Here is a 26,306-nt window from a genome sequence, read left to right on the forward strand (position 1 = left end):
AACAGCACAAAGGCACGTTTATGAAAATAGGTGAGCTATCAAAAAAAAGTGGGTGCTCTATTCAAACGATCCGTTTTTATGAAAAACAGGGGTTGTTTGAAGCTTGCAATCGCAGTGAAGGTAACTACAGAATTTACGACGCCTCATCGTTGAGGGCACTGCGATTTATTAAACAATGTCGCTCATTAGATTTGACCATAATAGAAATTAAACAGCTGTTGGATACAAAAAATAATCCCAATAAAAGTTGTTCCAGTGTGAACAATTTGATCCATCAACATATGGTTGACGTCACGCATCGCATTGCAGAGCTTGAGGAGCTAAAGCTTACCCTATCTGAGATGGCCTCGGCATGCACAGATAATAGAAAAGTTAAAGAATGTGGGGTATTGCAGTTGCTTGAAGAGTGATACTGATATCTATAAGTCTTATCGTTTTACCTTTGCCTACGGTTTCATAAGGTTACAGGTTCGACGAATTGAAATTCGATAAAGTAACCAATATACAATAAATAGCTACGTCCGCAATTTTGGGCTAAGCAGTCGTTCGACTGAGGTAGGTCGAACGACTGGTGATCGCTCTTTGTCGCTGCTCTATTGTCAATGTGCCAATGACCGCTTAACGTACGGAGCCGCCCAACAGCGACAGAGGCATCTTGAGACAAGGAGCGGACGGTAACGCACGCATAAAAGGCAACAAAACTTAGCGGCGATTGAGTAACGAGCTATGATTCCATTCGTGAACCCATCGACCAACCAACGACGGCGCGAGAGTATAAGTCCAATACAACTGCAAAGTAGAGCCAGCCTTTGTGGGTTCGGGTATAGGTAATGTCAGTTACCTAATATTGATGGGACATTGAAACGGTAAATTGTCTATCTAATTTGAGCGTTACTGCTATAGCAGAATAATATGCTATAGCCGCTTCCAATCTCACTAGGACTCGACGCATCTAGCTTTCATCTCTCTTCGAAATTTCACTTTAACTTTCACTAGTGAATCAGTAGGTTCATCAACTAAACCTTTTACATCAAAATAAAAACCTTCGTACTTTATAAGATATGAACTAGTTCGCTCGGAAAGAACAAGTTCTATATCATTAAAGATATCTCTAAGGTCCACAAAGAACTTGATATCAAACTTTGAAGGATTTTCTAACAAACCTAGGTTTGATTTTATATACTTAATTATTCTTCTAGCTGAATTGGGTAGGTTATTTTTCCTAAAACGTACAACGCCGAAAAAGAGAGATAAAGAGGAGGAATATCTAAAGTATTCCTTATGAATTAACCTATAAGAAAGTTTTGGCTTTGCAAAACTTATTTCGATAGATATAGGAGAGACTTGAACGTTAACTAATATTTTGTACATTTCAACCATGACAGAGAATAATGCGCTGAACCATACAATATTGATGAATATTGAATACCATTTAGAAATTCTATCGGTCGGCGTTCCTTTCTTTGCTACCAAAGTAGATACTCTACATGCTCCTAACCCGTATAGGTCGTCTCGCAACCCGTATATATTGCTTATTAGTTGATCGGTCCAAAATCTAAAGGTCATATGTGAGCAATATTTTTCTGAGTCTGAGATGGAAGATAAAACACCGTTCAGAAACACAGAGCAACTAGTGTTGAACTCGTCTTTGGCCGTCTCATCGTTAACCTCTTCGAATAGAAACGTATTTTGATAGGCCCTACATTGCTGATATTGAGAAGATCCAGCACTTCGAAATAAACCGATGGTTTCGACACCTGAATGCATATGTGAGGCACCGTTCAATGATATTTTCATTGGCAAATAAATAGAGCCTACTGATGTTATTAAAATGATGATGAATATGATAGGGAGCTTAAACCAGTGAACTCGCTCAGGGTGCAACACTACAGTCCATAGTGGATATACAAGGCCAACCAATGCCGATAGAGTAGAAAAGAGCATGTGAGCGGCTACCACTTGATGTTTACTAAGCAATATAAAGCTTATTAATGCGCTATTTCCGATCAAAAATAACACAAAAAATAGAGTCAGAGTTTTGATTGATTTCTTGCCCCCTAAAATAAGGAGGTTTAGCGAAACGACTCCAAAAATATATAAAAAATTAACAACTGCGAATGGAAATAAAGTATCACTAGTGTTTCGGTAAAGTACCATTACTATTGATGATATAGCGCCTATTAAAAATGCTTTTGAGGTTACGATTTTATATATAACCTTCTTTATGTTTCTTCTGTCGACCTCGTCTTTCTTTTGGTACTCCTTGGACTTAACTAAAAATTTGTGGACAAAATATGTCAAAAAACAACAAGCTGGCAAAACAAAGAAAATAGAATAGCAAGCAAAAGTAGACTTGCTTCGGGAGGAACTGTTGAGGATGAACTCAATATCTTGTCTTCATAAAAAAATGAAATTGCGGACACGCATAAAATTATTATAAAAAACAAAATAGATAGAGTGATAACGTATATTTTCTTACTAGGACCAGCTACAAAAAAAATGCAGCTTATAAAAAATATAAAAATTAGAAGTGTGGGCGTACCAAATACGAGATGTAACATTATTTTGCTCCCCTCCTTGAGCCTCTGATACCTAGGGCAATTTAAGATGATTTCCCTCAGATAGCATACCCGCTGCATTCATATTTTAGTACGTTTTTTATACCCGATTTTTATTTATATTATATCTATCTGTTGCTCAGCTAAATACGGGTAAAACTTAATGCCAACGGCTGCTCTACGTACGAAGCAGCCAATAGTTTTAGAGGCACTTTGAGACAAGCGGACATTGAGGTTACTCAATAAGGAAACTATTAAATGGGAAAACATTCTTAATAGTGGCTGGTCACTTTTTGAAGTAAAAGACTAATAAACAGCATAGCTGAACAATGCAACAGGAGTATTTTTAAATAATTTGCAGCCGTTTTCATTTGGCAATTCAAAAATTATTTTTTCGGTTGGACATCTGCTACTAATAAGCACTGTTAGTCTAGATCTAACGTCCATTTTGATGTTTTTATTTGAATAAGTACCACACCGCTGCGCTGGGCAAACACGCCGGCAACTTCTACTCGGTCATCAAAGGCCCGAAATTCCACATAAACATCTTTGCTAAACCCTACTTTTTTATAAGTTATTCCGGCACTTACGCCGATTTTACCGATGACGTTAGGAATGTCTTTACGTCCTACAGTCGGAATATTAAAACTAATGTAGATATCGGCCTCGGCTTTGGCGCCTTTCATGCCTTTGGCAATGCCATCTAATATGGGTTTTATTTTGCGGGTAATAGGGGAAATCCCGAGCTTTCCAGTGACGTGAACGGTAGGGACGTTGGTCTCCGGATCAACTCCAACATCGAGCTTTACCGTGCCTAAGTCGACGGGCATACCAATACGCACCAGCACATGACTAACTCTCTGGGCGATTTCACGTTCTTCTCTGACTTGTTCTACTGGTTTGCTAAGTAAATCTTCTAATGAATGCTCCAGCGTAAATTGCCAGTTTTCCTTTTCGCTGAAAGAGAATCTGTCGACATTGTTTAGTAAAAAGTCGTTGTTATCTTCTGGTAGAAGTTGCTCAATTTGCTGTTCTTCATAGTGTCCTTCCGGGCCATTTTGAGCTTCATTGAGATCTTCTTCTTGCATGGGAATGATGCCAAATTCCCGGTACATGTCTTCGTCGGTGAGCACATATTCCTGCTCTTTACCTGCTTCATTTTCTGATTCGTTACTGAAAGTGTTTTCTATTTCTGGCGGTGTGCGCTCGACCTCAAACTCTGGCATATGGGCCATTCTGGATTACCTTTTATTGCGCTTATGGAACAAGCAGGTTAAATTTGATTTCCAGTTTTTTGCCATTCATGGGCACTTCCCCGTCCAGCAATTCAAATTTCCAGAAGGCATTAAATGGCATGCGGCCGCCATATGTTTGGGTTTCTGCCATAGTGGCAAATTGGGTTTCCATGGCGGTGATATAACTGCTGCTGTTTTGAAAAGTGACATCGGCAGCATCGCTTAATTCTGGAGGCGTGATCCTAACTAATGGATTGCTGCTGGCATCTTCGGTGGCATATATAGTGATCTGGTTGATAACTGCTTTTGCAAATAAGGCATTTGACCAATTCTGTTGCGGTTTTTTGGTAACCGCGTCGCCGGATTTAAAGTCATTGATGTCGTCCCCAAAAAAATTTTTTAGTGAGGTGGTGACGGTGACTTCAGTTTCTTTAGCTCGTTTGAGCTGAATATCTTGCCGAATATTTCGGATATTAATAATAATATCCGTTAGGCTCATATTTTTGAGGTTTTGCCTAAAGGATTCGTAGTCGGCGAATATCACTGGCTCCATCAACTCCACTCCAATTAAGGCATGGCGCAAAATCAGATAACCCCGTTTAAAGTCATTACAGAATACCTCCCGGATCATCAGCCAACGTTCAGTAATATCCAAAACTCCCCCTTTCTTGTAGGCGTTTTCGAGGTTTTTGTGATGCTGCTCTTCATAGTTGTAGGCATCTCTCAATTCATCACGTACTGATTCACTAAAGGCCTTTTGGGCTTCAATTTGCACTGTGGACCTGTCACTTCCTAAAGCGGCGGCAGTGTAGTTGGCTTTCTGGGCATGCATATGATGGGTAGGTCCAGCAGGAAAGGCCAATGTAATTTGTTCCGCGGCTGTTCTGTAGTTGGGTGCAGGATTTTTAATAACGGCAGTATTTAAGGTGGTGCCCTGATTGGAATAGCGGGTTTGCTGAGCGGATATCTTTTCCTGAGTATAGTTTTTCAGGCGATCTAAATGCAGCAGGGCTTTTATACATCTATCACGGAGCGAATGATGAGCTTGCTTGGCTTTATAGGCACTATTGAGTGATTCCGAGGCCATGGTAAGCAGTTCAAAGACATCAAATATATTGTACCTTAGGTCGTTACCGGGAGTTAAATTTAAATCGTCAATGTTGTTGCGCTCGGTTTTAATGGTGTTTTCTAGCGCATCCACAAACTGATCGAGATGTTGCAGGCTGCTAATATTGGTGCTGTTTAGGTTCTCTGGTGAGGTGTTTTCAGGCTGCGCAGCTTTTAATACGGCAACGTGATTTTTCAAAAGCGTGGTAACGTCGGTTAATGTGCTTGGCATCTTGTCTTTATCCTTTCCCTTTTAAAAATACCGCGACTACTCAAATGATTATCAGTTAGTCAATGAATAAAACTGGCAGAACATAGGAGAAATGTAAAGGCAGATAAATTTGCTTTTATGTTGCTTTTAGTGTTTTTCTGTTCGCAACTCCTCAATAAATAGGCAAATAGTTTATTCATGTTTTGCTTGGGCAAGTGGCACATCCTGAAGTAACTCTGATAGCCACGAAACTAGGACAAGAAACTCATTTTTTAAACCTAAACCTAACTAGTTTTTCATGTTTACAATCTTCGCAAACTACACTTAAAATTCCTTTTTCTAGAAGACCGAAACTGAGGAACTCTTCAAATTATCTTTCTACATGCTGAGCCAAAAATCTATATTGCGCTGCCAACGTTGCTTTGAAAGACGGGTAATATTGCTTAATTGGTTGATACAACAAGGTTGTTTCAGGGCAGTGTCGTCTGTATACCCCTTTATTAGATTTAATGTGCAAAGGTTTCTTCCATGAAATATTTCTTTTTATCATGGAAGTTAGTCGGTTTTTTTTAAGACTGTTCAGTGAGTCAGTACAGCTTTCCCTGTGATCTAATCATCAATGTCCGCTTTCATTGATTACGACATGTTATTACCATTTCTGGCCGACTGGCTGAGGTACGTACACAAGAGACGGTCAGGTTTTTAATGTGTGTGAAAAAAATTGACTCACAAACTGTGGCTAGTGCGCCAATATGCACTAGCAGTACGAAAAATCTGTTACACGGTGATGAGGAATTCGTATCCGGCGATGCGGGTTATCAAGGCGCAGAAAGCGCAAAGAGCTGAAAGAGACCGACGTGGAATGGCTGATAGCAGAGCGCCCCGGCAAAGTTCGGGCATTGAAAAAACATCCCCGCAACAACAAAACAGACATCAACATCGAATACCTGAAAGCCAGTACCCGAACAAATATTGAACATCCGTTTCGCATTATCAAATGCCAATTTGGTTTTATCAAAGCTCGGTACAAAGGACTGGAGAAAAACGACAGCCAATTAGCTATGTTATTCACTTTGGCAAACCTGTTTCAAGTCGACCAAATGTTGCGACGACAGCTTGGAACTGTCTGAAACCCGGGAACAGACCGGAATTGGTTCGAAATCCGGCCTATAACGGTAGTATATTGGCCGAAATTGGAAATTTAGTGCTTAAAATTTAAACTGCTAGAGCAAAGTATCGCTCAGGACCTAAATTGCGGGACTTATTCGCACCTTCCCTAGCCCGTTAACAAATAGCCCTGCCGCTTGTGGTAGTAGTTACCTAAATCATTTGGCTTTTGACGTAAATACACCAGGAGGCAAGAGTATTATGAGCATCGCATTATCGTCACATGCAACAGGTAAAAAGATATATGCCAAAGGAACTGGGGGACGTGATGTATATGGTTCTGTTGAAAGTTGGAGCTGGGGAGCTGTTAAATAACTAATTCGACATTCAAGTCACGTTAATGCTTGTTAACGTGACTCGCTAATGCATGGAATAAACAATTACCAAGGCTTAACATCTCTATAATAGTTTCCAATACGAATGTCATCGTACTGAACTTCGAAATATTTTCCACTCTCGTTACCTTTGTATATACCAAACTTAAGCCTAAACGATTGGTTTGGCTCGCCACCACCTTCACATTTTCCATCCGAATAATATCCAAAAGAACCTAAGAACCCTGTCGGTTGACCGTCTTCATCCTTCCAAACACTCACACTTCCTTCTCCAGTAGGATTTACATTTATTTTGTAGACAAAGTCATGCCAGACGTTAGGAACTAAATCGTAATGAACAAAACTCGCTCCATTACCACTGTCTCTGCGAGTCATAAAGTTAATACGATGACTAGTTCCACCAGTGACTCGAATTCCTGATATTGGTGATTGAGGAGAACACTGCCATAGCTGCATTAAATAATATGATTTGTTAGCGATATCAGCCGAGCTGGGAATCATCATTCTAAACCCGACATACAGATTCTCATTGAAGGGAAAATCTCTAGCAGTAAGGGCAAGTTCAGATCGATCATTACCGCTGTTCGAAACAGTGGGATCGGTCGAAAATTTCAGATATTTTTGATACTCGTGTGTTCCTCCAATTTCTGGTGAATTACCAGCGCCATCACATTTTCCTCTATAAATATCTCCTCCCTCAAGCAAATCTCCATTACCGTCAGATATGTTGCTGCCACAACCACTAGGATTACGAATCATCGCTCCCTCATTGTCCTCTGCAGTTATTCTATAAAACGTTTTTGCAAATGTATTAGCAGAAACTAAACAAGTAGTAAGTAAGATAACTCTGCAAACCTTTGAGTGGAAAAGCATAAATAATCCTTATATGAGTGTTCTTAATTTAAATTCTTCATTTTGTTAAGTAATACTAACTACATAAAACCAAGCAATCGTTTATTTAGGTTATTTAGGTCTTTGCGCACAGTGGACTTTATAGCCGAGCAACTACCTACAATCTCCTACTAGACAAATAATAAATTCCAAGGCATTTATGAATTGTTTCTCACAACTTGGTATGTCAATAAACCGTGAGAACTCCATTAATCTAACATACATTAATGCCGTTTATTAGTTATAATCCTTATCCACTTGGTAGAAAAAACCAACTAAAACACTAATTTTTAATACTTTTTTACAAAAACGGAAGTTCAACTACTATATTCAAAACGGTTTTCTGAATGATAGTTTGGGGATGGAGAAGAGAACCCCTGAATTACTAGTTTTTGAAAAGTGATGCTCAGAGAGGGCTGCAAAACTACAAGCAGAGTATAAGAAATATTAACGCTATAGGCTAGACATAGTGACAGCTGTATTTGAGTCTAGTTTTACGTTTTCCCAATAGGTGCTTTGAAGAAAATATGAAATTGGTTGTCGTCAAGATAAGTAAGTGATCTGGTCTTTGGTACTGAAATTCGAAATGAGATATGTGGAAGGTCTTGCCTCAACATATTGCATGTTCAAGCTCTCGTTTGTTTTGTAATTCATGCGCCAAAGTCAAAATCTCTTTGGATGGAGTAGTCTCAATCACTGAGGTTTGCACAGGTTCGAAAACCGGCGGGGCTCGACAAGTATTGGCGGTAATCAGTGAATCTAGTTTGTCTAAATGCATTAATATTTTGTAGGTGACAGAAGGGGCGGTAATACAAGCAATAATTTTGACGTTGCTCTTTTCACAAGCCTCACACACGGTTATGTCGATATTAAATACACGCTTTAGCCTCTGCGCCCACGACATACTGCGCGCATGGTATGGCTTATCTGAATCTTTCAGATGCTCTGCTAAGCGAGGACTATTCTTTCCACGTTGTGAAGCCGTTACCTCGGCACGCACCTTAGCATTGGGAGCAAACACGCCATAAAACCTCGTAAGGTTTAGTCTAGAAGGCGGGACTAGTGCCGCGAGCTTGGCGATGAAATCTAATGGATTGAAAAACACATGCGTAGTGCCGTTGCTATAAGGTGTTTTGAGTTCATATCTCGCCTTACCGGAATCATTCAGACTCAATCGTTGTGCGCTTATAGCTGGCCTTGCGATGTATCTGCACAGGCGTTCCAGTTTCACAGTTTCGTGGCTGTCAGCAAACACCCCAGCGTGCATATTAAAACCACCTATTTGCGCTAATTGGCCGTAATGGTCATCGTCTTTTGCAGGCAAGGTTTGTAATGTATCACCATTGCTTTATCCACATCGAGATCAGCCTTCTCATCACGATGAGCCCATGTGTATTTTTAATATTCGATAAGTTTTATATCTTCGGACTTAAGATGAATTAACCCCTGAAATTTGAAATCCTTGTAGGAGCAAACCCAACATAAATGCAAAGTGACAGAAGCCGACATTTGTAATTTTACTTTTTCCCTTAAACTTTCTCTTTTTTTAGCCGAAGTAGAATAAAAATATAACCTCAAATAAGAGATGGATAATAGCTGGCCATAATTAGTGTGGCACACACAACAGGCAATTTTTAGGAGTCTTGCTTGATTTTTAGTTGTGTTTTACTTTTTATTGAGAATGTCAATAAGACCTAATGTCGGTTTAGGTTGTGGAGATACACCCATTAGGTCAGCAATACCGCTTAAACCAACTGGATTTTGAGTTGTTTTTGCAGCTTGTATTGTTGTTTTAGACTTAAGTTGATTTAGCTCATTTTGAAGTTGAGTTATTTTGCTACTCAACTCCAGTTTACTCGAACTCAGCTCTTTTACACCCGCTCTATAAATACTGATTAGAGAGTTATCAAGCTTTTTGGCCAATTCATAAGGTTCTGTATAAAAAGCTGGATTATGCCTTTGAGTTATTAACTTCTTAAATATGTCGAAAAGGTTACGCTTTTTATTGTACATAGCATCTGAACGATCATCGTGACTAGTAGGGTTACTTGCATCAAAATTTTTAAAGTAAGCTATAACAGGTTTTCCCATTTTTAAAGCATTGATATATTCCCACCATGTAATACTTTTTGAGTCGCTGCTAGTCATACTTTTTAGAATTGAACCATATCGGTCTCCTATTAGGAGGATTACGAAATCACTTTCTTTAATTCCGTTGAGAATTTCATTTTTAGACGACTGTGTTGAAGCTGGCCTAGTATCTAAGGCATTAACATTTAGCCCTCTTTTTTTTAGAATACTTGCCACCTCATTCCGATCTTCATACAGATCTATGAATGTCGAACTAATAAAAGCAGAAGGATGTGAGGTGTGCATATTTATTTTCATTGATTAAAAACTCCGTGCTCGATTTCGTAAAACATAACAATTTAGTATCGAGCAATTAGCCCATTTTTCTACAGAACATGTGCTCGTTTTGACCCATAATGCCAGAATACCCCTATTTCTCAAAGCTTAAGGAGACGTTGGATGTTCGAAATCAGGGTTAATCACATTAGGGGGCAAACGCTCTATTGGGGCGTTTCCTGAATATGAGGGAAATTGTCTGATTTGACGATAAAAACAGTTATTTTTTGGTCTTCGAAAACATCAAAATCGGACCATTATAGTTATTCGAGGTGAGTTATCTTTTCGCGTATTTCTGACCTTGGATTTTAATGGAGTTTAACGACCGCTTCACGTACACAGCTGTTGTTGACGGGATTTAAACGACAAGCAGTAGTCATTTTGTTACGTCTTTTTATACTTCTCAGTTGTACTTAAAAAGTCGTTCTTTAATTGCAATTGGAAATACCCTAACCACAAAAAACCGTGTAGCTAGTCTAAAAACTTATAATAAAATCGGATTTTTGCTACTTTGAAAATTTTTTTAAGGTTAGTTCCACGTAGCAAATTACGCTTGAGCCGGAGTGGTTTAGGTAAAAAATACTGTACGCTCAACTGAGTTATTGGTAGTGGGAGGTAAAGAGCTTTAGAGTAAAACTAAGTTGGCTACCAAGTCGATGTAGCCAACTATAGAGTTAAATAAAAGCCTTAGTTAGTTTTAAAAAGACTGATTATTATTGACTGAATCTGGGGTACTGCTTGCTGGTGATTCCCAGGTAAAGTCATCATAACTTTGACCAGAGCCAGATAATTGCAGTGAATAGCCTATGCTAGTAGAGCTGGTTTCTGATACACCAATATCCGTGGATGTAACACCACTCGCAGCGCCACTAGTGGCCGTTAGCGTGCCTTCGTAGCTTAAGAATTGAATTACGCTACCCACACTATCAATTAACGCCAGACCATCTGATGCGCCATTTTGTAAACCGCTGATATAAAATGCGACTGTACCAAAACCGTTATCTTGGTTGCTAATGGTGCCAGATAAGGAGGTGGTTTTGTAAGCACTGCCACCGTTACCATTGTACGCTACTATGCTCCAACCTGATAAATCTGTTCCTGAAGTACCAGCGATTTCAACTAATTCATTTTGGTCCGAGCCTGAGTTGTCATAGTGTATTTCGTTGATCCATGCATCGGTTGAGCCTGAGCTATTACCAGTTGAATTGGAGCAATTACCTTCGAACACACAGGTTACATATTCGGGGTAATCAACAAATGGGTTCCGATTTCCTTGGTTTTCATAAACAGCTTCGTTGTGCCGACGTTCGAAATCATCGACTGGGTCATCTTCATGCCATTGCAGCAAAGTCGATTTGAGACCCATGTAGGCTACGGTCAAATTGTCTCCCGTGTTTGAGTTAGCAATTAACGCTCGGTCATCGGTTAAAATCAAGTTTGGTTCAGAAGCTCCTGTGTCACCATGCGTCCCACCTTCGTATCGCACTGCTAAGTACATTAACGCTCTAGCCGTGTCGCCTTTTCTTTCACTCCACGTTTGCCAGCTACCTGTGGCACCTGATCCAGTGGTCCAATTCGATTCTGTGCTACTACCCCCCCTGTTATTGCTAGAGGTGGTAACTTTTTCAGAGCAACTAGAATCACAGTCGGCATAAGGCTTGTTACTACGACTTGAGTTGTAACCACTATTAGCTAAAAATAGGTGATGGGCATCTGTGTAGGGGTAGTTACTTGAGCCATCGTCTGGAAAGCCGTAAGATTTAGGCCAGGTGTGTTCACGGTTGTAATTACTGTTACCGCCACCTTCTTTGCTGTAACTTTCATTTTTATAGATATCAATTATGTTACTTGCGTTGTCTGGATCCTCGTCTGCCTCTTCCAGTATGTCCCATGTATCAGTTGCAGATGAAGTGTAAGGGAACCTTTGATGGTCATCTATAATTTCATGTAGCGAATCTCGTAGGGTATCTGCATTAGAGGTATCTACTAAGTCATAGTATCCACTTGGTATAGCGGCACTTGCGGAGTTAACCGCAGCTAGCATTAATAATACTACGCTCGCTATAGATTTTTGCACATTTTTTAACATTGCTTATCCTTCTTTTTATTGTTGTGAGAAAGCGGTAAAAATAGTGAAGTGATATGACTATCTGGTGAATAATTCCTTTTTATTTTTACTATTTTTTAAAGGTTGTTCAATAAAGCATCAGCCATTCTTGAATAAAAATTCACTAAGATCAATATAAATGTATAAATATAAGTTATTTATGCGACAAAATGGAATAAGAATTCTTAAGTGGGCCGCGAATACAATGGGTTTGGGCAGGTAAAATAAGTGCACAAAAAAGAGCCGATGCGCTCTTATTAATTTCACATTAGAAATAAGGGAGGGTATGCATTAAAACTTGTACCGAGTGAGAAACGGCAGATTGATAAAATGCGGTCGGCGTACAAAGTTTAAAGCTCTTCAGCTCTGTGCGTAAAGTGGCCGCCTTCAAAAGTGCTATTGGTCAGAAGCGGACCTCTTTGGGGCTGCACAATTAACATGCTGCAAGCTAATGCAATTGTATTTTAAAACGGTTGATCATTTTAAGTGACTAATTACTATTTTTTCTAACTTCTACATTCCAGCACTTTAGTTGAACCGCGCAGTTCCGAACAGCAGGTTTAACTACCAGCAATTCCTCCTAGGAAAAGTGAAATTGAAGCGCATACATTAATTTATTTAACCAATTTTGTATTAATTGATAATGCATTTGGTTTTTTTATGTCTTTCTTTCTTAAATGGTTTTTGCTGGGAAGTCACTGTCGTTCGAAATAGACTCATTGAATAGTTCTTTTAAGGCAGGTATACCATTGGGTGAAAACGACTCCCCAATTTATAACGCCCCATTTTCTCTAATTTATATAAGTTTAAGGCTCATCATGAATCGAAAAAGCGCATATAGACATTACCCTAAAGCTTTAGGGGCTATGGTACTATGGGTATTGGTAGTTTCCATCGTTAAACTTATACCAATAGACTGGCTTAGAACAACATTGATTGTATTAGCAACGGTTGTGACCTTTATCTATGCTTCTTTTTATATATCCAAAAAGGACTAAACATAGATTTCAATCAACAAGTAATAATGGCTAGAGGTAATGTGTGCTAATAAAAGAATCGATTTTAAGTTTGAAAAGGTCGGTGTTATTCTCACTAATGGTCTTGTGGAGCGCGTTCTTCGGAATATCGGTTCTACTTAGTCAAGCTGATGTCATTATTTTTTGGATGAAATTGAACCATTTTATAGTTATCGTACTTTCGTTCGTTTATTCAATTTTCTTCATTCTCGTTGCAACATCTTCAAGCATACAAAATTTAGTTATTCAAAATACAAAACGAAATCAATTTGATGAAAAAGTATTTTATTTTACTTCCTTTGTCTCTTTTGCCTTTTCAGCAACGACATTTTTTTTTGAGTTTACAAGCAAAGTAGGGCGTTCCAAATTTGTTTGGGCTTAGCCGATGGTGCTTCAGTCATTTCGGCCGCTTTAAGCGTAGGCTTTGCTGGGCCATCCTATTTCTCAACCACATTCAAACGTATTATGGGTATACCACCTAAACAGTATTCCAGCACTTTAGTTGAACCGCGCAGTTCCGAACAGCAGGTTTAACTACCAGTAATCCCTCCCATAAAAAGTCAGCTTAAACCGCATACATTAATTTCATTAACCAATATTGCGCCTATTGGTAATGTGTTTGGTTGTTATTGTTCTGCCTTTTTATCTATTATTCAAGCTATGATCTTTGCAAAGGCAGCTTATCTGTTAACAATTTCAGAAATAATTCTCATTTTTGTTTTTCGATTTTGCAATTCTAACAACTTGCCATGCTATTGAAATATATCAATTTTATTTTTATCTTTTTACTTGAAGCTTATTGTAAACTTGTTGGGTTACCTATTGGTAAGTTTTGTTGTTAATAACTTGTGTTGATCTTATTGCTTTTTTGGTTAATCATTTTACACATGGTTTGGATCTTTGGTATTACCAATTTGGTAATCTTTATTTCTAGGCTATATCGAAAATTGAATTTCGTTTTTAGTCGCAGCAAATCTCGCTGGGCTTATTTTAATTGGTTTACTAAAACCGTTAATTACAGGACAAATTGCATGAACATCAGCACACGTAAAACATCGCTCTCTTTTGTAGTGGGCACCGCGCTTACCTTAGCAAGCACCTCGTTTGTATATGGGGCTTCAGTCGCCATCGATAACCCAGGGTTTGAAAGTGGGTTCGATGGCTGGGCCGATACCGATCCTTCCGCTGTCTCCGGGAATGCCTACGCAGGAAGCAGTTCAGCCAAAATTTCTGGTACTAACGGTAAAGTTGAACAATACGTTGATGTTACGCCCAACACCGATTACACCCTAAGCGCCTACGTGAAAGGTGTGGGTAAAATTGGTGCCGACGTAAACGGTACACGGTTTAATAGAACCGGCGGCGGCAGTGATTTTGAACCAGTATCGGTAAGCTTTAACTCAGGCTCTGCAACCTCTGTAAAAATCTATGCAAATTATTATGGCGGGGAAGGGCGGTTTGATAATTTCACTCTGGAAAGTTCGGGTTCAACAACGCCTACTGATAACGGAACATGTTCAGGAAATAACAACTTAAGTATTAGTACCGCGACCGACAATGGCACTAACGATGGGCATGGGCCGTTAAACACCATCGATAATGACTTAACTGATGAGTCTCGTTGGTCTTCTAATGGCACTGGCAAAACTATTACTTACGATTTAGGTGAAGTGGCTACGGTAAAAGAACTACAGGTAAAGTGGTTTAAAGGGAATACACGTAGCTCGTTTTTCAATGTGCATACTTCAACTAACAACAGCAACTGGAACGCGGTGTTACTTTCAGGTGCGTCAAACGGTTCAAGTTCCGGTTATGAAACGCATGACGTGACGGATTCCGATGCGCGTTATGTTCGTATTACCGGTTTAGAGAATTCTGCGAATACCTGGAATAGCATTGTCGAAACCAACATTTATGGCTGCGGCGGTGATATTGATGACACCACTGATCCAACAACTACTCCAACCGACTTCGACATGAGTGATTGGGATATGGAAGGTGCCGACCCACGTGTTGGCGACACGATGGAATTTGATGCCCTTCGTGAACAGCATGTTACGCCCAATGGTAATGGCTGGCGTCACGAGCTTAAAATCAAAGAAGAAAAACGTGTGGCAATGACTGCAGTTTATGAGGACTTTCAAGCCAATATAAAAGTAGAAATGTCGGATGGTTCAAAAGCCATTGTTGCCCAGCACCATGCTAGCGATACCGGCACTATCATGAAGTTGTACGTTTCTGATACCAGTGAGAGCGGCTTCACTCCAACATCGGCCGGTGTCGAAAGTGACAGTGTTGCTAGTAACGGTATTTTCGATGTGTTCGTCAGGCTAGCAAGGGAAGATGGTTCGGGCGAAGACAAGCAATTGCTGGGCACCATGATAAGTGGCCAAGATTTCGATTTTAGGGTGGTTAACGATCATGGTTACGTTACAGTATGGGCGTTTGGTGAGTCTTTCTCGCGTACAATTGAAGATAGCACTGAGTCTTATTTGAAATTTGGGAACTACTTGCAAGCACAAGATCCGGAAACCGGAGAAGATGTTGAAGACTCTAGCGATTGGGCTGCATTCTACGCAAGTGAAGGTATCACTGAAAGCTTGCTAACGTTCTCTAATATTGGCTATATAAGAAACGAAGACTAATAGCTGGCCGTAAAAATGTAAACATTATCAGGCGAAGCTTTCGGCTTCGCCTTTTTGTTAAATATACTTTCTGCGTTCTGCTAGGAAGCCAATAAACATAAACGCAAGTACAAAACCTGCGCCTTGGTACTGCCAAGGTAAGTAGGCAATAATGTGGTGCAGAAAAGGCGCGCCATAAAGGGTTAATGCGCCATAACCAAAGGCACATAGCACTACAAAAAGACTAACCCGTAGTATGAAATGATAAGGGGCTAAAATACGCTTTATATGGCTATTAATTATATCACCATACACCACTAAAATGGTGGCCATCAGCATGATACTCATTTCAGCGTAATAAGGGCTTAACGTGCGGGATAGGGCACTGAACAGTTCGTTCATACTACTTTACTCACGATAACGACACCTACATCATAAAGATGACGTTATCATAACGATATATGTGGTTTTGCTAAAGCTTTTTGCTACAAAATGCTTTGGTACAGAGCCCTTTGACACAGCGCTTTGTTACAAGCACTTTGCTACAAAGTACTGTTTAGCATACTCACCGCTTTATAGCCTTGCTCGATGGTGGCAATGCGGTCGCCGGTTTGATCCCGTTCCACAAATTTATGCTCAATTCCAGCCAGTTTTCCATTCGCAAAAATCGTTTCAAAGTCGATAACGCCTGTGCCCACATCGGCAAAACTACCGTCTGTTGCCATGTCTTTTACGTGCCATAATTTAAAGCGCCCAGGGTACTGTTTAAAATAATCTACTGGGTCTTTTCCGGCCTTTACTGCCCAATATAAATCTAGCTCCATAGACACTAAATTCGGGTCGGTTTCAGTAATAAGTACATCCAGTGGAATCTCATCATCACGCACTTCAAATTCGAAGTCATGATTGTGGTACGCAAGGGTAATATTGGCTTTGCTACACGCTTCGCCAATGGTGTTAAGCTTCTCAGCAAGTGCTTTGTAGGGCGCAATGCCCACGCCACGCTGCGCTTCGCTAAGCCAAGGCAGCACAAGGTATTTATGGCCTACGGTTTGAGCGTCTTCTAGCACTTGCTCTAAGTTTTTATCAAAGTCATTTAGCTGGATGTGGGCAGATGGAGCCGTTAACCCTTCGCCTTCTAATATAGTACTAATTTCTTTGGCGCTATGGCCAAAGTAACCCGCAAACTCAACCTCGTTGTAGCCTACCGCGCCCACTAATTTTAATGTGGCAGGCACGCTAACTTTCATAATGTCGCGCAGGGTATAAAGCTGCAGTCCAATACTGTTGCTCGCCATACCATTTAAAGACTTAGCCGTGTGTGAATGTGCAAGTACGCTGGGTATGGCGGCGCAACCTGCACCTATTGCCGCGGCTCGAATAAACTGCCTGCGGGTGAAGGTGGAAGTGGTAATCATAGCATTCTCCTTAACGCGCCATTATGCGCTGTTACACAATGTGGGCTGGGCCAGTACTGCCCCTAGCAATGAGTTCAAACGGCATAATAACTTTTGGTGCTTTACGAATTTTGCCGTTAATTACATCTATCAATAAGCTAACTGCCGTTTGGCCAAACTCTTCGGCTGGCTGGGCAATTGTGGTTAATGGTGGGTCGCAAAATGCCGAAAAGGCAATGTCATCAAATCCCGCGACTGAAATATCTTCAGGTATACGTAAGCCCGCTTGTTTTAACGCTTGCATAGCACCTATTGCCGTTTCATCGTTTTCACAAAAAACGGCAGTGGGCCTGTCTGCTAGCTGAGCAATGGTTACGCCGGCGTTATAGCCTGCTTGAAGCGTGAAGTCGCCAGGAAATAGCAGGCTGTCGTCGAAGGCAATATTGGCGTCGTTTAGCGCATCTTTATAGCCTAATAATCGGTCTTGTGTGAGCGGGCTAGAGTGAGGGCCTTTTATCATAGCAATACGAGTATGACCCAAGCCTAACAGGTGTTCGGTCATGGCTTTTGCCGCGGCACGGTTATCAAGCGACACAGTAGGGTAATTACCCTCATCAATCACTTCGCAGGCATTTACCATGGGTAACAGGCCGTTGTCGTTAATCATGCTGTTGTCGAATGGGTTTAACGCGCGTAACTGAATAAGTCCATCGGCCTGCGAGGTGCTAACCATTTTTGCGTAATGGCTTTCAATGTCAGGGTTACCCAAGGTATTTGCCAGTAAAATGGAGTAGCCCAATTCGGCGGCCGTTTCTTGCATGCCGCTAATCACGCGCGCAAAAAATACATTCGCGACAGTAGGAACCAACACAACCAAGTTGTGGGTTTTTCCCGAACGAAACTTTACCGCCATTAAGTTGGGCTTGTAGCCCACAAGGTCTACTGCCGTCATTACTTTGGTGCGGGTTTTCGGAGAAACGCGTTCGGGTTGTTGAAGTGCCCGAGACACTGTTGCTACCGAAACGCCAGCGCTATCAGCAACGTCTCTAATATTTGCCATTTACTCGTGTCTTATTTTTATTCGCGCATTTGCGAACAGGTTAGATTGATGTAACCGATATCATTTTCAATTTAGAATACGGATCTTTCTTAGAAAATCCAGTACTAAGTGTATACTTTTTGTAAATACTTTTGGCATCTTAACCCGCTCATTCGATGTTCTAAAGCAAAATACGTTCGTTTAAGGGCTATTTAGCTTATCTTCTTAAACTTAAGTTTAACAAAAAACGCTCAAATACATTGACAGGTAAAAATGTAATCCGTTACATTTTAAATATAGTTACAATAATGCAACAAGTTTGCAATGAGCAAGCTTGATACTGGTATGGTTTTCCGGTTAAGCACTGCACCACAACAGGAGCTACGCAGCATGGCGAAAATGCAAAAAATAAGATTAGGAATGATTGGTGGTGGTGAAGGCGCATTTATTGGTGCGGTTCATCGCAACGCATTCGGGTTAGATGGCCAGTACGATTTAGTATGTGGAGCCTTTAGTCGCGACCCCAACAACAATGAAAGCACGGCAGATAGTTTAGGCGTTGAACATAGTCGTACCTATGCCTCGTGGGAAGACATGCTAGAAAAAGAGGCTGCGCTTCCAGAGCAGCAACGCATGCAAGTGGTGTCTATTGTTACGCCGAATCATTTACACGTACCTATTTCAGTGGCCGCAATAAATGGGGGGTTTCACGTGTTCTGCGAAAAGCCCGCTGGCGTTGGCTTAGGCGAAGTAAAAGACTTACAAGACTTACTCCATAGTACCGACAGATTATACGGTTTAGCGCACACCTATTTAGGTTATCCCATGGTGTGGCAAGCGCGCCACATGGTTCAAAGCGGCATGCTAGGTAACATTCGTAAAGTGTTTGTTGAGTACCCACAGGGGTGGCTATCGGCAAATGAAGAAACCCACAACAAACAAGCCAAATGGCGTACCGACCCAAGTTTAGCGGGCGGTAGCGGCTGCATGGGCGACATTGGTACTCACGCTTTTGGGCTCGCTGAATTTGTTTTAGATGATTCTATCACCGCTTTGTGTGGTCAGCTATACACGCACATCGAGGACAGACAGTTAGATGACGATGGCGCAGCACTGATTAAAACCAAGAAGGGTGCTACTGGTGTGTTGATTGCCAGCCAAGTGTGCGCAGGTGAAGAAAACGCCTTAAAGATAAAAGTATATGGCGATAAAGGCGGATTAGAGTGGCATCAAATGGAGCCGAACTCTGTGGTGTATCGCCCCATTGGCCAACCCTATCAGGTATTCCGGGCAGGGTTAGGGCAACCCGGCTTGTGTGATGAAGCAGTTAATCGTTGTCGTATTCCAGGCGGGCATCCCGAAGGTTACCTAGAAGCCATGGCGAATTTATATAACGACTTTGCTGCTGCGGTGCATTGCCAAACTGGCAGCACAAACAGTAAGGCAAGTGGTGTGCCTGGCATTAATTCCGGTCTTCGAGGAATGGCGTTTATTGATGCCATGCTGGCCAGTAGTGAAAGTGATACTAAATGGGAAACCGTCAGCCCAGTTGGTACAGAATAAGTGGAGCATGTGGCAATGGAACAACAAGCAAAAGAACAACAAGCAAACGAAGCAAAACCAATTAAAGGCCCTGCCGTCTTTTTAGCCCAATTTATGGGTAAAGAAGCCCCCTTCGATACACTTGAAAACATGGCCAAGTGGGCCGCCTCATTGGGGTATAAAGGCATTCAAGTGCCTACCGATCCGGCACTGTTCGATTTAGAAAAAGCAGCAGAAAGCCAAGAATACTGTGACGAAGTTGCCTCTACCTGTAGGGCAGCGGGCGTAGAAATTACCGAGTTATCAACGCACTTGCAGGGGCAGTTGGTAGCGGTACACCCTGCGTACGATGAGCTATTTGATAACTTCGCGCCTGCACATTTACACGGCAACCCAAAAGCACGTACTGAATGGGCGGTGAACCAGCTTAAGTGCGCAGCTATTGCCAGCAAACGCTTAGGACTAAACGCGCACGCTACGTTCTCAGGTGCATTAATGTGGCATTTGGTGTACCCATGGCCGCAGCGTCCTGCTGGTTTAGTTGAGCAAGGGTTTGCCGAGCTAGCCAAGCGTTGGTTACCTATTTTAGATGCCTTCGATGAGGCTGGGGTAGATGTATGTTACGAAATTCACCCAGGTGAAGATTTGCATGATGGCGCTACCTTCGAAATGTTTTTGGCTGCGGTAGATAACCATCCTCGTGCCAATATTTTGTTCGATCCCAGTCACTTTGTACTGCAGCAGCTCGATTATCTCGATTTCATCGACAGATACCACAGCCGCATAAAAATGTTCCATGTGAAAGATGCCGAGTTCAACCCTAACGGCAGAAGTGGCGTTTATGGCGGCTATCAAGATTGGCAAGACCGCCCAGGACGTTTTCGTTCTCTTGGCGACGGGCAAGTCGATTTCAAAGGCATTTTCAGCAAACTGACTCAATACGGATTTAGCGGATGGGCCGTGCTTGAATGGGAATGCTGTTTAAAAGATTCAGCGCAAGGCGCCGCTGAGGGAGCGCCTTTTATTGCTGAGCATATTATTCAGCCAACCCGCTACGCATTCGATGATTTCGCCGGTGGCGAGGTTAGTGAAACGAAAAACAACCGCATTTTGGGCATAAGCGAATAACGCTGCCCCGCTGACACAGGATAATAAGAATCATGATAACCCTACGTCTTAGCACCATGATGTTTTTACAGTTCTTTATTTGGGGGGGCTGGTTTGTCACCTTGGGAACGTACTTAGCTAGCACCTTATCGGCCAGTGGTAGTCAAATGGGAATGGCATTCTCTACCCAAAGTTGGGGCGCGATCATTGCGCCTTTTATCGTAGGGTTAATAGCCGACCGGTTCTTTAACGCTGAACGTATTTTGGGTGTGCTGCACTTGTGTGGCGCGGTGCTCATGTACATGATGTATCAGGCGGGTGATTTCACCACTTTTTATCCGTACGTACTAGGCTACATGATTGCGTATATGCCAACGCTTGCATTGGTGAATTCAGTGGCTTTTGGCCAAATGACAAACCCTTCAAAAGAGTTCGGCAAAATTCGTGTGTGGGGCACCGTAGGTTGGATTGTTGCGGGCTTACTTATTAGCTACGTGTTTTCTTGGGATTCCACTTCTGCTATTGCTGATGGCATGCTTAGAAACACCTTTATGCTATGTGCAATAGCGTCGTTAGCCCTAGGTATATTCAGCTTTACCTTACCTGCAACACCGCCAAAAGCGGCAGGCCAAAAGACTGGCTTGCGCGATGTGTTGGGGTTAGATGCGTTAGCGTTACTTAAAGATAAGAACTTCTTTATCTTCTTTTTATCCTCTGTACTTATTTGTATTCCTCTTGCGTTTTACTACCAAAACGCCAATCCGTTCTTAACGGAAATTGGTGTTGAAAATGCCACGGGAAAAATGACGCTAGGTCAGGTTTCTGAAGTGTTATTCATGCTGGCTCTACCTGTTTTTCTTAACAAGTTTGGCATTAAGGCCACCTTATTAATAGGCATGGCGGCATGGGTAATACGGTATGCCTTATTCGCCTTTGGTAATGCAGACGAAGGGCTGTTTATGCTGATTGTGGGTATCGCCTTACATGGTATTTGCTACGACTTTTTCTTTGTGTCAGGGCAAATTTATACCGATGCCAAAGCTGGCGACCGCATCAAAAGCGCAGCTCAAGGGCTGATAACCTTGGCCACTTACGGGGTAGGTATGCTGATTGGTTTTGCGGTAGCAGGAAAAATTACCGATGAGTACACCACTGTCACATCTCACAGTTGGGAGGATATCTGGTTGTTCCCTGCAGGCTTTGCGGCGATTGTTTTGGTTATTTTCTTAGTACTGTTTAAATCTGAAAAGGTGAGTACTGATGCATAACGAACGCAGACGTAGCTTAATGAAAGCAATGGCGCTAACGGGCGCTGGTGTATTGGCACCTTCTGCGTTTAACAGCGCTCATGCAGCCAATGCAGCAGGGAATACAGCAGCCAATACTACAGAGCACGGCATGAAACAATCATCGCTAAAAGGCAATATTAATCATTCTGTTAGTCGCTGGACTTACGGCGACCTCTCCATTGAAGAGTTATGTAAATCCGTGAAGCAACTTAACTTCGCGGCTATTGATTTGGTGGGGCCGGAAGATTGGCCTGTACTGAAACAGTACGGTATTGATTCTTCTATGTGCAATGGCGCTGAAATTAGCCTTGAAGATGGCTTCATTCACAGTGAACTGCACGACGAATTAGAAGCGCGATACTTAAAGCATATCGACCTAGTGGCAGATGCTGGTTACACCAACCTAATTTGTTTTAGTGGCAATGCACGCGGAATGAGCAAAGAGGAAGGGCTAGATAATGCGGTGGCGGGTTTAAAACGCATTTTACCTCATGCACAGAAGCGTGGCGTGGTGATCTTTATGGAGCTATTTAATAGCAAAATAGATCACCCTGATTACATGGCCGATAGTTCAAAATGGGGTGTTCAGCTATGTAAACGTCTTGGCAGTAATCACTTTTCATTGCTGTACGACATTTACCATATGCAAATTAACGAAGGCGATATTATTCGCACCATTCGCGATTTTCATCCCTATTTTGGTCATTACCACACTGCCGGTGTGCCAGGCCGTAATGAAATTGATAGTACTCAAGAGCTGTATTATCCAGCCATCGCTAAGGCCATTTTAGAAACAGGTTTCGATGGGTATTTAGCGCAAGAGTTTATTCCAACACCAGATACAAAAGCAGGCAGAATTGAGTCGCTTAAAGAAGCGATCAGTATCTGCGACGTATGACTTTACAAGAAAACACCATACATGAAGTACGTGTTTAAGAGGACATAACATGGCGACGAACGAGTACGACGCAATCGTAGTAGGTTCAGGTATTAGCGGAGGCTGGGCAGCCAAAGAGCTCACCGAGAAAGGCCTAAAAGTGCTCATGCTTGAGCGCGGTAAAAACATCGAGCACATTAAAGACTACAAAAACGCACACAAAGAAGCGTGGGACTATCCACATCGTGACTTGCCAACACAGGCGATGAAAGTTGATTACCCTGTACTTAAGCGAGATTACCCGCTAAATGAGTCTACTAAAGGCATGTGGGCTAACGAGGTAGAAAACCCCTACACAGAAGATAAGCGTTTTGATTGGTTTCGAGGTTATCACGTAGGTGGTCGCTCACTAACGTGGGGGCGCCAAAGTTACCGATTAAACAAAGCCGACTTTGAAGCGAATGGTAAAGAAGGCGTAGCGGTAGATTGGCCTATTCGTTACGAAGATTTAGCCCCTTGGTATGACTACGTAGAAAAGTTTGCTGGGATTAGCGGAAACCGTGATGGTTTAGACGTGTTACCCGACGGCATCTACCAGCCTGCTATGGCGCTAAACTGCGTTGAAAAAGACGTGGCTGCACGAGTACAAAAAGCCTATAGCGGTGCTCGCCATATTATTCCCGGTCGCACCTCAAACATGACAGAGCCGAAGCCAGAACACGGACGTGCAAATTGCCAGTACCGTAATAAGTGCTGGTTGGGCTGTCCATTTGGTGGCTATTTCAGTACTCAGTCTTCAACGCTTCCTGCAGCAATGAAAACCGGTAACTTAACGCTTCGCCCTTTCTCTATTGTGAAAGAAATCTTGTTTGATAAAGACAAGAAGCGCGCGACTGGCGTTGAAATTATTGATGCTGAAACCAACGAAACATACGTTTTCAAAAGCAAGATCGTGTTTGTTAATGCCTCTGCATTTAATTCATCGTGGTTGTTAATGAACTCTGCCACCGATGTATGGGATGGCGGTTTAGGTAGCAGCAGCGGTGAATTAGGTCATAACGTGATGGATCACCATTTCCGAGTGGGTGCGTCAGCACAAGTTGAAGGCTACGACGACAAGTATACCTACGGTCGCCGCCCAAGTGGCTTCTATGTTCCGCGCTTTAGAAACTGGGGCGATGACAAACGAGACTACTTACGTGGATTTGGCTATCAAGGTGGCGCTGGCCGTTCAGGCTGGCGACAAGATGTGGCTGAGTTAGGTGTTGGTGCAAGCTTAAAAGAGGCTATGTCAGAACCCGGTGGTTGGACAATAGGCATGACGGCATTCGGTGAAATGTTGCCTGACCATTCAAATCGCATTTATCTGAACAAAAAAGTAAAAGACAAGTGGGGTTTGCCCGTACTCGCTATGGATGTTGAGATAAAAGAAAACGAACTGAAAATGCGTAAAGACATGCAGCAAGATGCCGTAGATATGTTTGAGGCCGCTGGCCTTAAAAACGTGAATGGCTGGGATGCAGACTACGCACCAGGCATGGGTATACATGAAATGGGTACTGCACGTATGGGCCGAGATGCTAAAACCTCAGTGCTAAACGGTCACAATCAAGTATGGGACGCGCCTAATGTTTTTGTGACTGACGGTGCATGTATGACATCGGCAAGTTGTGTAAACCCATCACTTACCTATATGGCACTTACCGCTCGCGCGGCTAGCTTTGCCGTAGAAGAGTTAAAGCGGAGGAACTTGTAATGGAACGTAGAGACCTATTAAAACTCATTGCTACCGCCACAGGTACTGCCCTTGTGGGTGGTAAAGCGCTTGCTTATGACATTGTTGCCCCTGTGCCTTTGTCTGAAACCGGGTTTTCGAAGGAAGATGTGGCTCTGATTAACGAAATGGCGGAAGTTATTATTCCGCAAACCGATACACCAGGAGCAAAAGCGGCCAATGTTGGCTTGGTTATTCCGGTGATTGTTGCCGATTGTTATACCCCGAAGTTACAAAAAGCGTTTAAAGAGGGCATGAAGACAATTAATGCTCGTAGTAATGAAGCATTTAAAAAAGACTTCCTGTTATTGAGTAGTACGCAGCGCGAAACCTTGTTTACAACATTAGATACAGAAGCGAAAGCCGCTAATGTAGCTGAAGGTATTAGCAATGGTATTCCAACAGCAAAGCCGAGCCAATGGGAGCCGGGCAGTGAAGGCCCGATCCCGCACTATTTCACGTTACTAAAACAACTTACTTTGTATACTTTTTTCACTTCGCAGGTAGGGGCCACCAAGGTGCTACGCTATGTGGCCATTCCCGGTTACTACAATGGTGAGCTGCCTTACGAAAAAGGCGACAAATCGTGGGCGACTTAAGGCTTTCACGAATCACGCCGTTTGTTAGTGATGGTGATAAGCGAAATAAACCCTTATAGGGCGCGAACGGCAAGTCACTGGGCAGCCGGTCAAGTTTAGCGGCTATATATCAGTTGGATAATAGATAAATTGTGCAGGGAAAATACATGACATTATACAAAAACGCGGTTCCTGGATTGGCGCCCAAAGTGGCGGCGTCTAACACCGGCTTTTCTTTAAATGCGGGCGCTCAAATTACATTAGCTGCTTTATTAGCGGCATCATTGACACCGTTAGCTTTCGCTGATGATGCAGAGCGACTTGAGCGCAGCAAGCAAGCGGCCAAAACAGAAGTGTGGGAGCCAGTACCCGCCGTGGTCAGTGCTAAAAAGAACGAAGTTCCTTCTGACGCTATCCCTTTATTAGCAAGCGATATGTCGGCGTGGGCGTCGGTAAAAGGCGGTAACGCCAATTGGGATTTCGCAAACGGTGAACTAACGGTAAAACCGGGCACAGGCGATATTAAAACCAAACAAGGTTTTTGTGATGTGCAACTTCACGTAGAGTGGAAAGTACCGCAGCCAGAGCCTGGTATGGAAGGGCAGCAGCGAAATAATAGCGGGATTTTCTTTCAGCAACGCTATGAAATCCAGGTGCTAGATTCTTACAATAATGCCACTTACCCAAATGGGCAGGCGGGCAGTGTGTATAAGCAAACTATTCCACTGGTAAACGCTATGCGCGCGCCTGGTGAATGGCAAGAATACGATATTATATATAAAGCGCCGGTATTCGATGGCGACGCACTTGAATCACCAGGGTACGTAACCGTTATTCACAACGGTGTGCTGGTACAAAACCATGTTGAGATTCAGGGCACTACCGAATGGATTGGTGCACCTAAATATAAAGCTCATGGTTGTGAGCCTATTCAGCTTCAAGATCATGGTAACTTAGTCAGCTTTAGAAACATGTGGGTGCGAGAGCTGTAAGTAAAGAGCGTAAGGTTTAGCTGATAAACAGCGAAGCACTAAATATAACCAATC

The 26,306-nt window shown here is 42.3% G+C and carries 20 protein-coding genes and 2 pseudogenes; 11 read left to right on the forward strand and 11 right to left on the reverse strand.

The genetic code is table 11. The features are described 5' to 3' along the window. Positions 1-20: 20 nt before the first annotated feature. Positions 21-410: a Cd(II)/Pb(II)-responsive transcriptional regulator gene (cadR, locus tag FLAVO9R_RS01470; protein WP_013755210.1), complete on the forward strand. Its 390-nt coding sequence runs from the start codon at positions 21-23 to the stop codon at positions 408-410. A gap of 323 nt (positions 411-733) precedes the next feature. Here the strand turns inward: cadR and FLAVO9R_RS01475 are convergent. The 4 genes and pseudogenes from FLAVO9R_RS01475 to FLAVO9R_RS01490 all read right to left on the reverse strand — a co-directional run. Continuing rightward, positions 734-841: pseudogene (locus FLAVO9R_RS01475) on the reverse strand (DDE-type integrase/transposase/recombinase); the annotation flags it as partial. Between the two features lie 95 nt (positions 842-936). After that, the gene (locus tag FLAVO9R_RS01480; RefSeq protein ID WP_159528163.1) at positions 937-2,157 is read right to left on the reverse strand and encodes a hypothetical protein; all 1,221 of its coding nucleotides are present in this window, start codon (positions 2,155-2,157) and stop codon (positions 937-939) included. 826 nt (positions 2,158-2,983) lie between these two features. After that, entirely contained in the window at positions 2,984-3,793 is an 810-nt protein-coding gene (locus tag FLAVO9R_RS01485; RefSeq protein WP_159528165.1) for a hypothetical protein, read from the reverse strand. A 22-nt stretch (positions 3,794-3,815) separates the two neighbouring features. Beyond that, positions 3,816-5,132, reverse strand: a complete 1,317-nt coding sequence (locus FLAVO9R_RS01490; protein WP_159528167.1) for a hypothetical protein — start codon at positions 5,130-5,132, stop codon at positions 3,816-3,818. 750 nt (positions 5,133-5,882) lie between these two features. On the opposite strand from FLAVO9R_RS01490, the pseudogene FLAVO9R_RS01495 reads away from it, so the two are divergent. Further along, positions 5,883-6,241 (forward strand): annotated as a pseudogene (locus tag FLAVO9R_RS01495) (transposase); the annotation flags it as partial. Between the two features lie 417 nt (positions 6,242-6,658). On the opposite strand, the gene FLAVO9R_RS01500 reads toward FLAVO9R_RS01495, so the two are convergent. The 4 genes from FLAVO9R_RS01500 to FLAVO9R_RS01515 form a co-directional block, all read right to left on the reverse strand. Further along, on the reverse strand, positions 6,659-7,486 hold the full coding sequence (locus FLAVO9R_RS01500; protein ID WP_159528169.1) for a heparin lyase I family protein: 828 nt from the start codon (positions 7,484-7,486) through the stop codon (positions 6,659-6,661). A 628-nt stretch (positions 7,487-8,114) separates the two neighbouring features. Then, complete coding sequence (locus FLAVO9R_RS01505) at positions 8,115-8,828, reverse strand: transposase (protein ID WP_232370553.1); 714 nt, start codon at positions 8,826-8,828, stop codon at positions 8,115-8,117. Positions 8,829-9,169: 341 nt separating this feature from the next. Further along, positions 9,170-9,892: a DUF4062 domain-containing protein gene (locus FLAVO9R_RS01510; protein WP_159528171.1), complete on the reverse strand. Its 723-nt coding sequence runs from the start codon at positions 9,890-9,892 to the stop codon at positions 9,170-9,172. Positions 9,893-10,607: 715 nt separating this feature from the next. Next, positions 10,608-11,999 carry an endonuclease gene (locus FLAVO9R_RS01515; RefSeq protein ID WP_159528173.1) on the reverse strand — a complete coding sequence of 464 codons (1,392 nt, stop codon included), beginning with the start codon at positions 11,997-11,999 and terminating at the stop codon, positions 10,608-10,610. Between the two features lie 1,406 nt (positions 12,000-13,405). On the opposite strand from FLAVO9R_RS01515, the gene FLAVO9R_RS01520 reads away from it, so the two are divergent. Both FLAVO9R_RS01520 and FLAVO9R_RS01525 read left to right on the forward strand, forming a co-directional pair. Further along, complete coding sequence (locus FLAVO9R_RS01520) at positions 13,406-13,567, forward strand: helix-turn-helix domain-containing protein (RefSeq protein ID WP_159528175.1); 162 nt, start codon at positions 13,406-13,408, stop codon at positions 13,565-13,567. Positions 13,568-14,064: 497 nt separating this feature from the next. Further along, on the forward strand, positions 14,065-15,678 hold the full coding sequence (locus tag FLAVO9R_RS01525; RefSeq protein ID WP_159528177.1) for a polysaccharide lyase family 7 protein: 1,614 nt from the start codon (positions 14,065-14,067) through the stop codon (positions 15,676-15,678). A gap of 57 nt (positions 15,679-15,735) precedes the next feature. Here the strand turns inward: FLAVO9R_RS01525 and FLAVO9R_RS01530 are convergent, their stop codons facing one another. From FLAVO9R_RS01530 to FLAVO9R_RS01540, 3 genes are all read right to left on the reverse strand, one after another. Continuing rightward, positions 15,736-16,059, reverse strand: a complete 324-nt coding sequence (locus FLAVO9R_RS01530; RefSeq protein WP_013785755.1) for a DUF3392 family protein — start codon at positions 16,057-16,059, stop codon at positions 15,736-15,738. Positions 16,060-16,199: 140 nt separating this feature from the next. Further along, complete coding sequence (locus FLAVO9R_RS01535; protein WP_159528179.1) at positions 16,200-17,075, reverse strand: sugar phosphate isomerase/epimerase family protein; 876 nt, start codon at positions 17,073-17,075, stop codon at positions 16,200-16,202. A 31-nt stretch (positions 17,076-17,106) separates the two neighbouring features. Then, complete coding sequence (locus FLAVO9R_RS01540; protein WP_159528181.1) at positions 17,107-18,114, reverse strand: LacI family DNA-binding transcriptional regulator; 1,008 nt, start codon at positions 18,112-18,114, stop codon at positions 17,107-17,109. A gap of 378 nt (positions 18,115-18,492) precedes the next feature. Here FLAVO9R_RS01540 and FLAVO9R_RS01545 point away from each other — a divergent pair, with 378 nt between their 5' ends. The 7 genes from FLAVO9R_RS01545 to FLAVO9R_RS01575 all read left to right on the forward strand — a co-directional run bounded on the left by FLAVO9R_RS01545 (position 18,493) and on the right by FLAVO9R_RS01575 (position 26,252). Next, complete coding sequence (locus FLAVO9R_RS01545) at positions 18,493-19,656, forward strand: Gfo/Idh/MocA family protein (RefSeq protein WP_159534331.1); 1,164 nt, start codon at positions 18,493-18,495, stop codon at positions 19,654-19,656. Positions 19,657-19,671: 15 nt separating this feature from the next. After that, positions 19,672-20,763 carry a sugar phosphate isomerase/epimerase family protein gene (locus FLAVO9R_RS01550; protein WP_159528182.1) on the forward strand — a complete coding sequence of 364 codons (1,092 nt, stop codon included), beginning with the start codon at positions 19,672-19,674 and terminating at the stop codon, positions 20,761-20,763. A gap of 32 nt (positions 20,764-20,795) precedes the next feature. Continuing rightward, the gene (locus FLAVO9R_RS01555) at positions 20,796-22,010 is read left to right on the forward strand and encodes a nucleoside permease (protein WP_159528184.1); all 1,215 of its coding nucleotides are present in this window, start codon (positions 20,796-20,798) and stop codon (positions 22,008-22,010) included. Beyond that, on the forward strand, positions 22,003-22,929 hold the full coding sequence (locus FLAVO9R_RS01560; protein WP_159528186.1) for a hydroxypyruvate isomerase family protein: 927 nt from the start codon (positions 22,003-22,005) through the stop codon (positions 22,927-22,929). Before FLAVO9R_RS01555 ends, FLAVO9R_RS01560 begins: the two co-directional genes overlap by 8 nt. A 49-nt stretch (positions 22,930-22,978) precedes the next feature. After that, a complete protein-coding gene (locus FLAVO9R_RS01565) occupies positions 22,979-24,664 on the forward strand; it encodes a GMC oxidoreductase (RefSeq protein ID WP_159528188.1) in 1,686 nt (561 codons plus the stop codon). Continuing rightward, the gene (locus FLAVO9R_RS01570; protein ID WP_159528190.1) at positions 24,664-25,281 is read left to right on the forward strand and encodes a gluconate 2-dehydrogenase subunit 3 family protein; all 618 of its coding nucleotides are present in this window, start codon (positions 24,664-24,666) and stop codon (positions 25,279-25,281) included. Before FLAVO9R_RS01565 ends, FLAVO9R_RS01570 begins: the two co-directional genes overlap by 1 nt. Positions 25,282-25,427: 146 nt before the next feature. Further along, positions 25,428-26,252, forward strand: a complete 825-nt coding sequence (locus FLAVO9R_RS01575; protein ID WP_232370554.1) for a 3-keto-disaccharide hydrolase — start codon at positions 25,428-25,430, stop codon at positions 26,250-26,252. Positions 26,253-26,306 lie beyond the last annotated feature (54 nt).

This window comes from Alteromonas sp. 38, from assembly GCF_902506055.1.
GTDB classification, from domain to species: domain Bacteria; phylum Pseudomonadota; class Gammaproteobacteria; order Enterobacterales; family Alteromonadaceae; genus Alteromonas; species Alteromonas lipotrueae.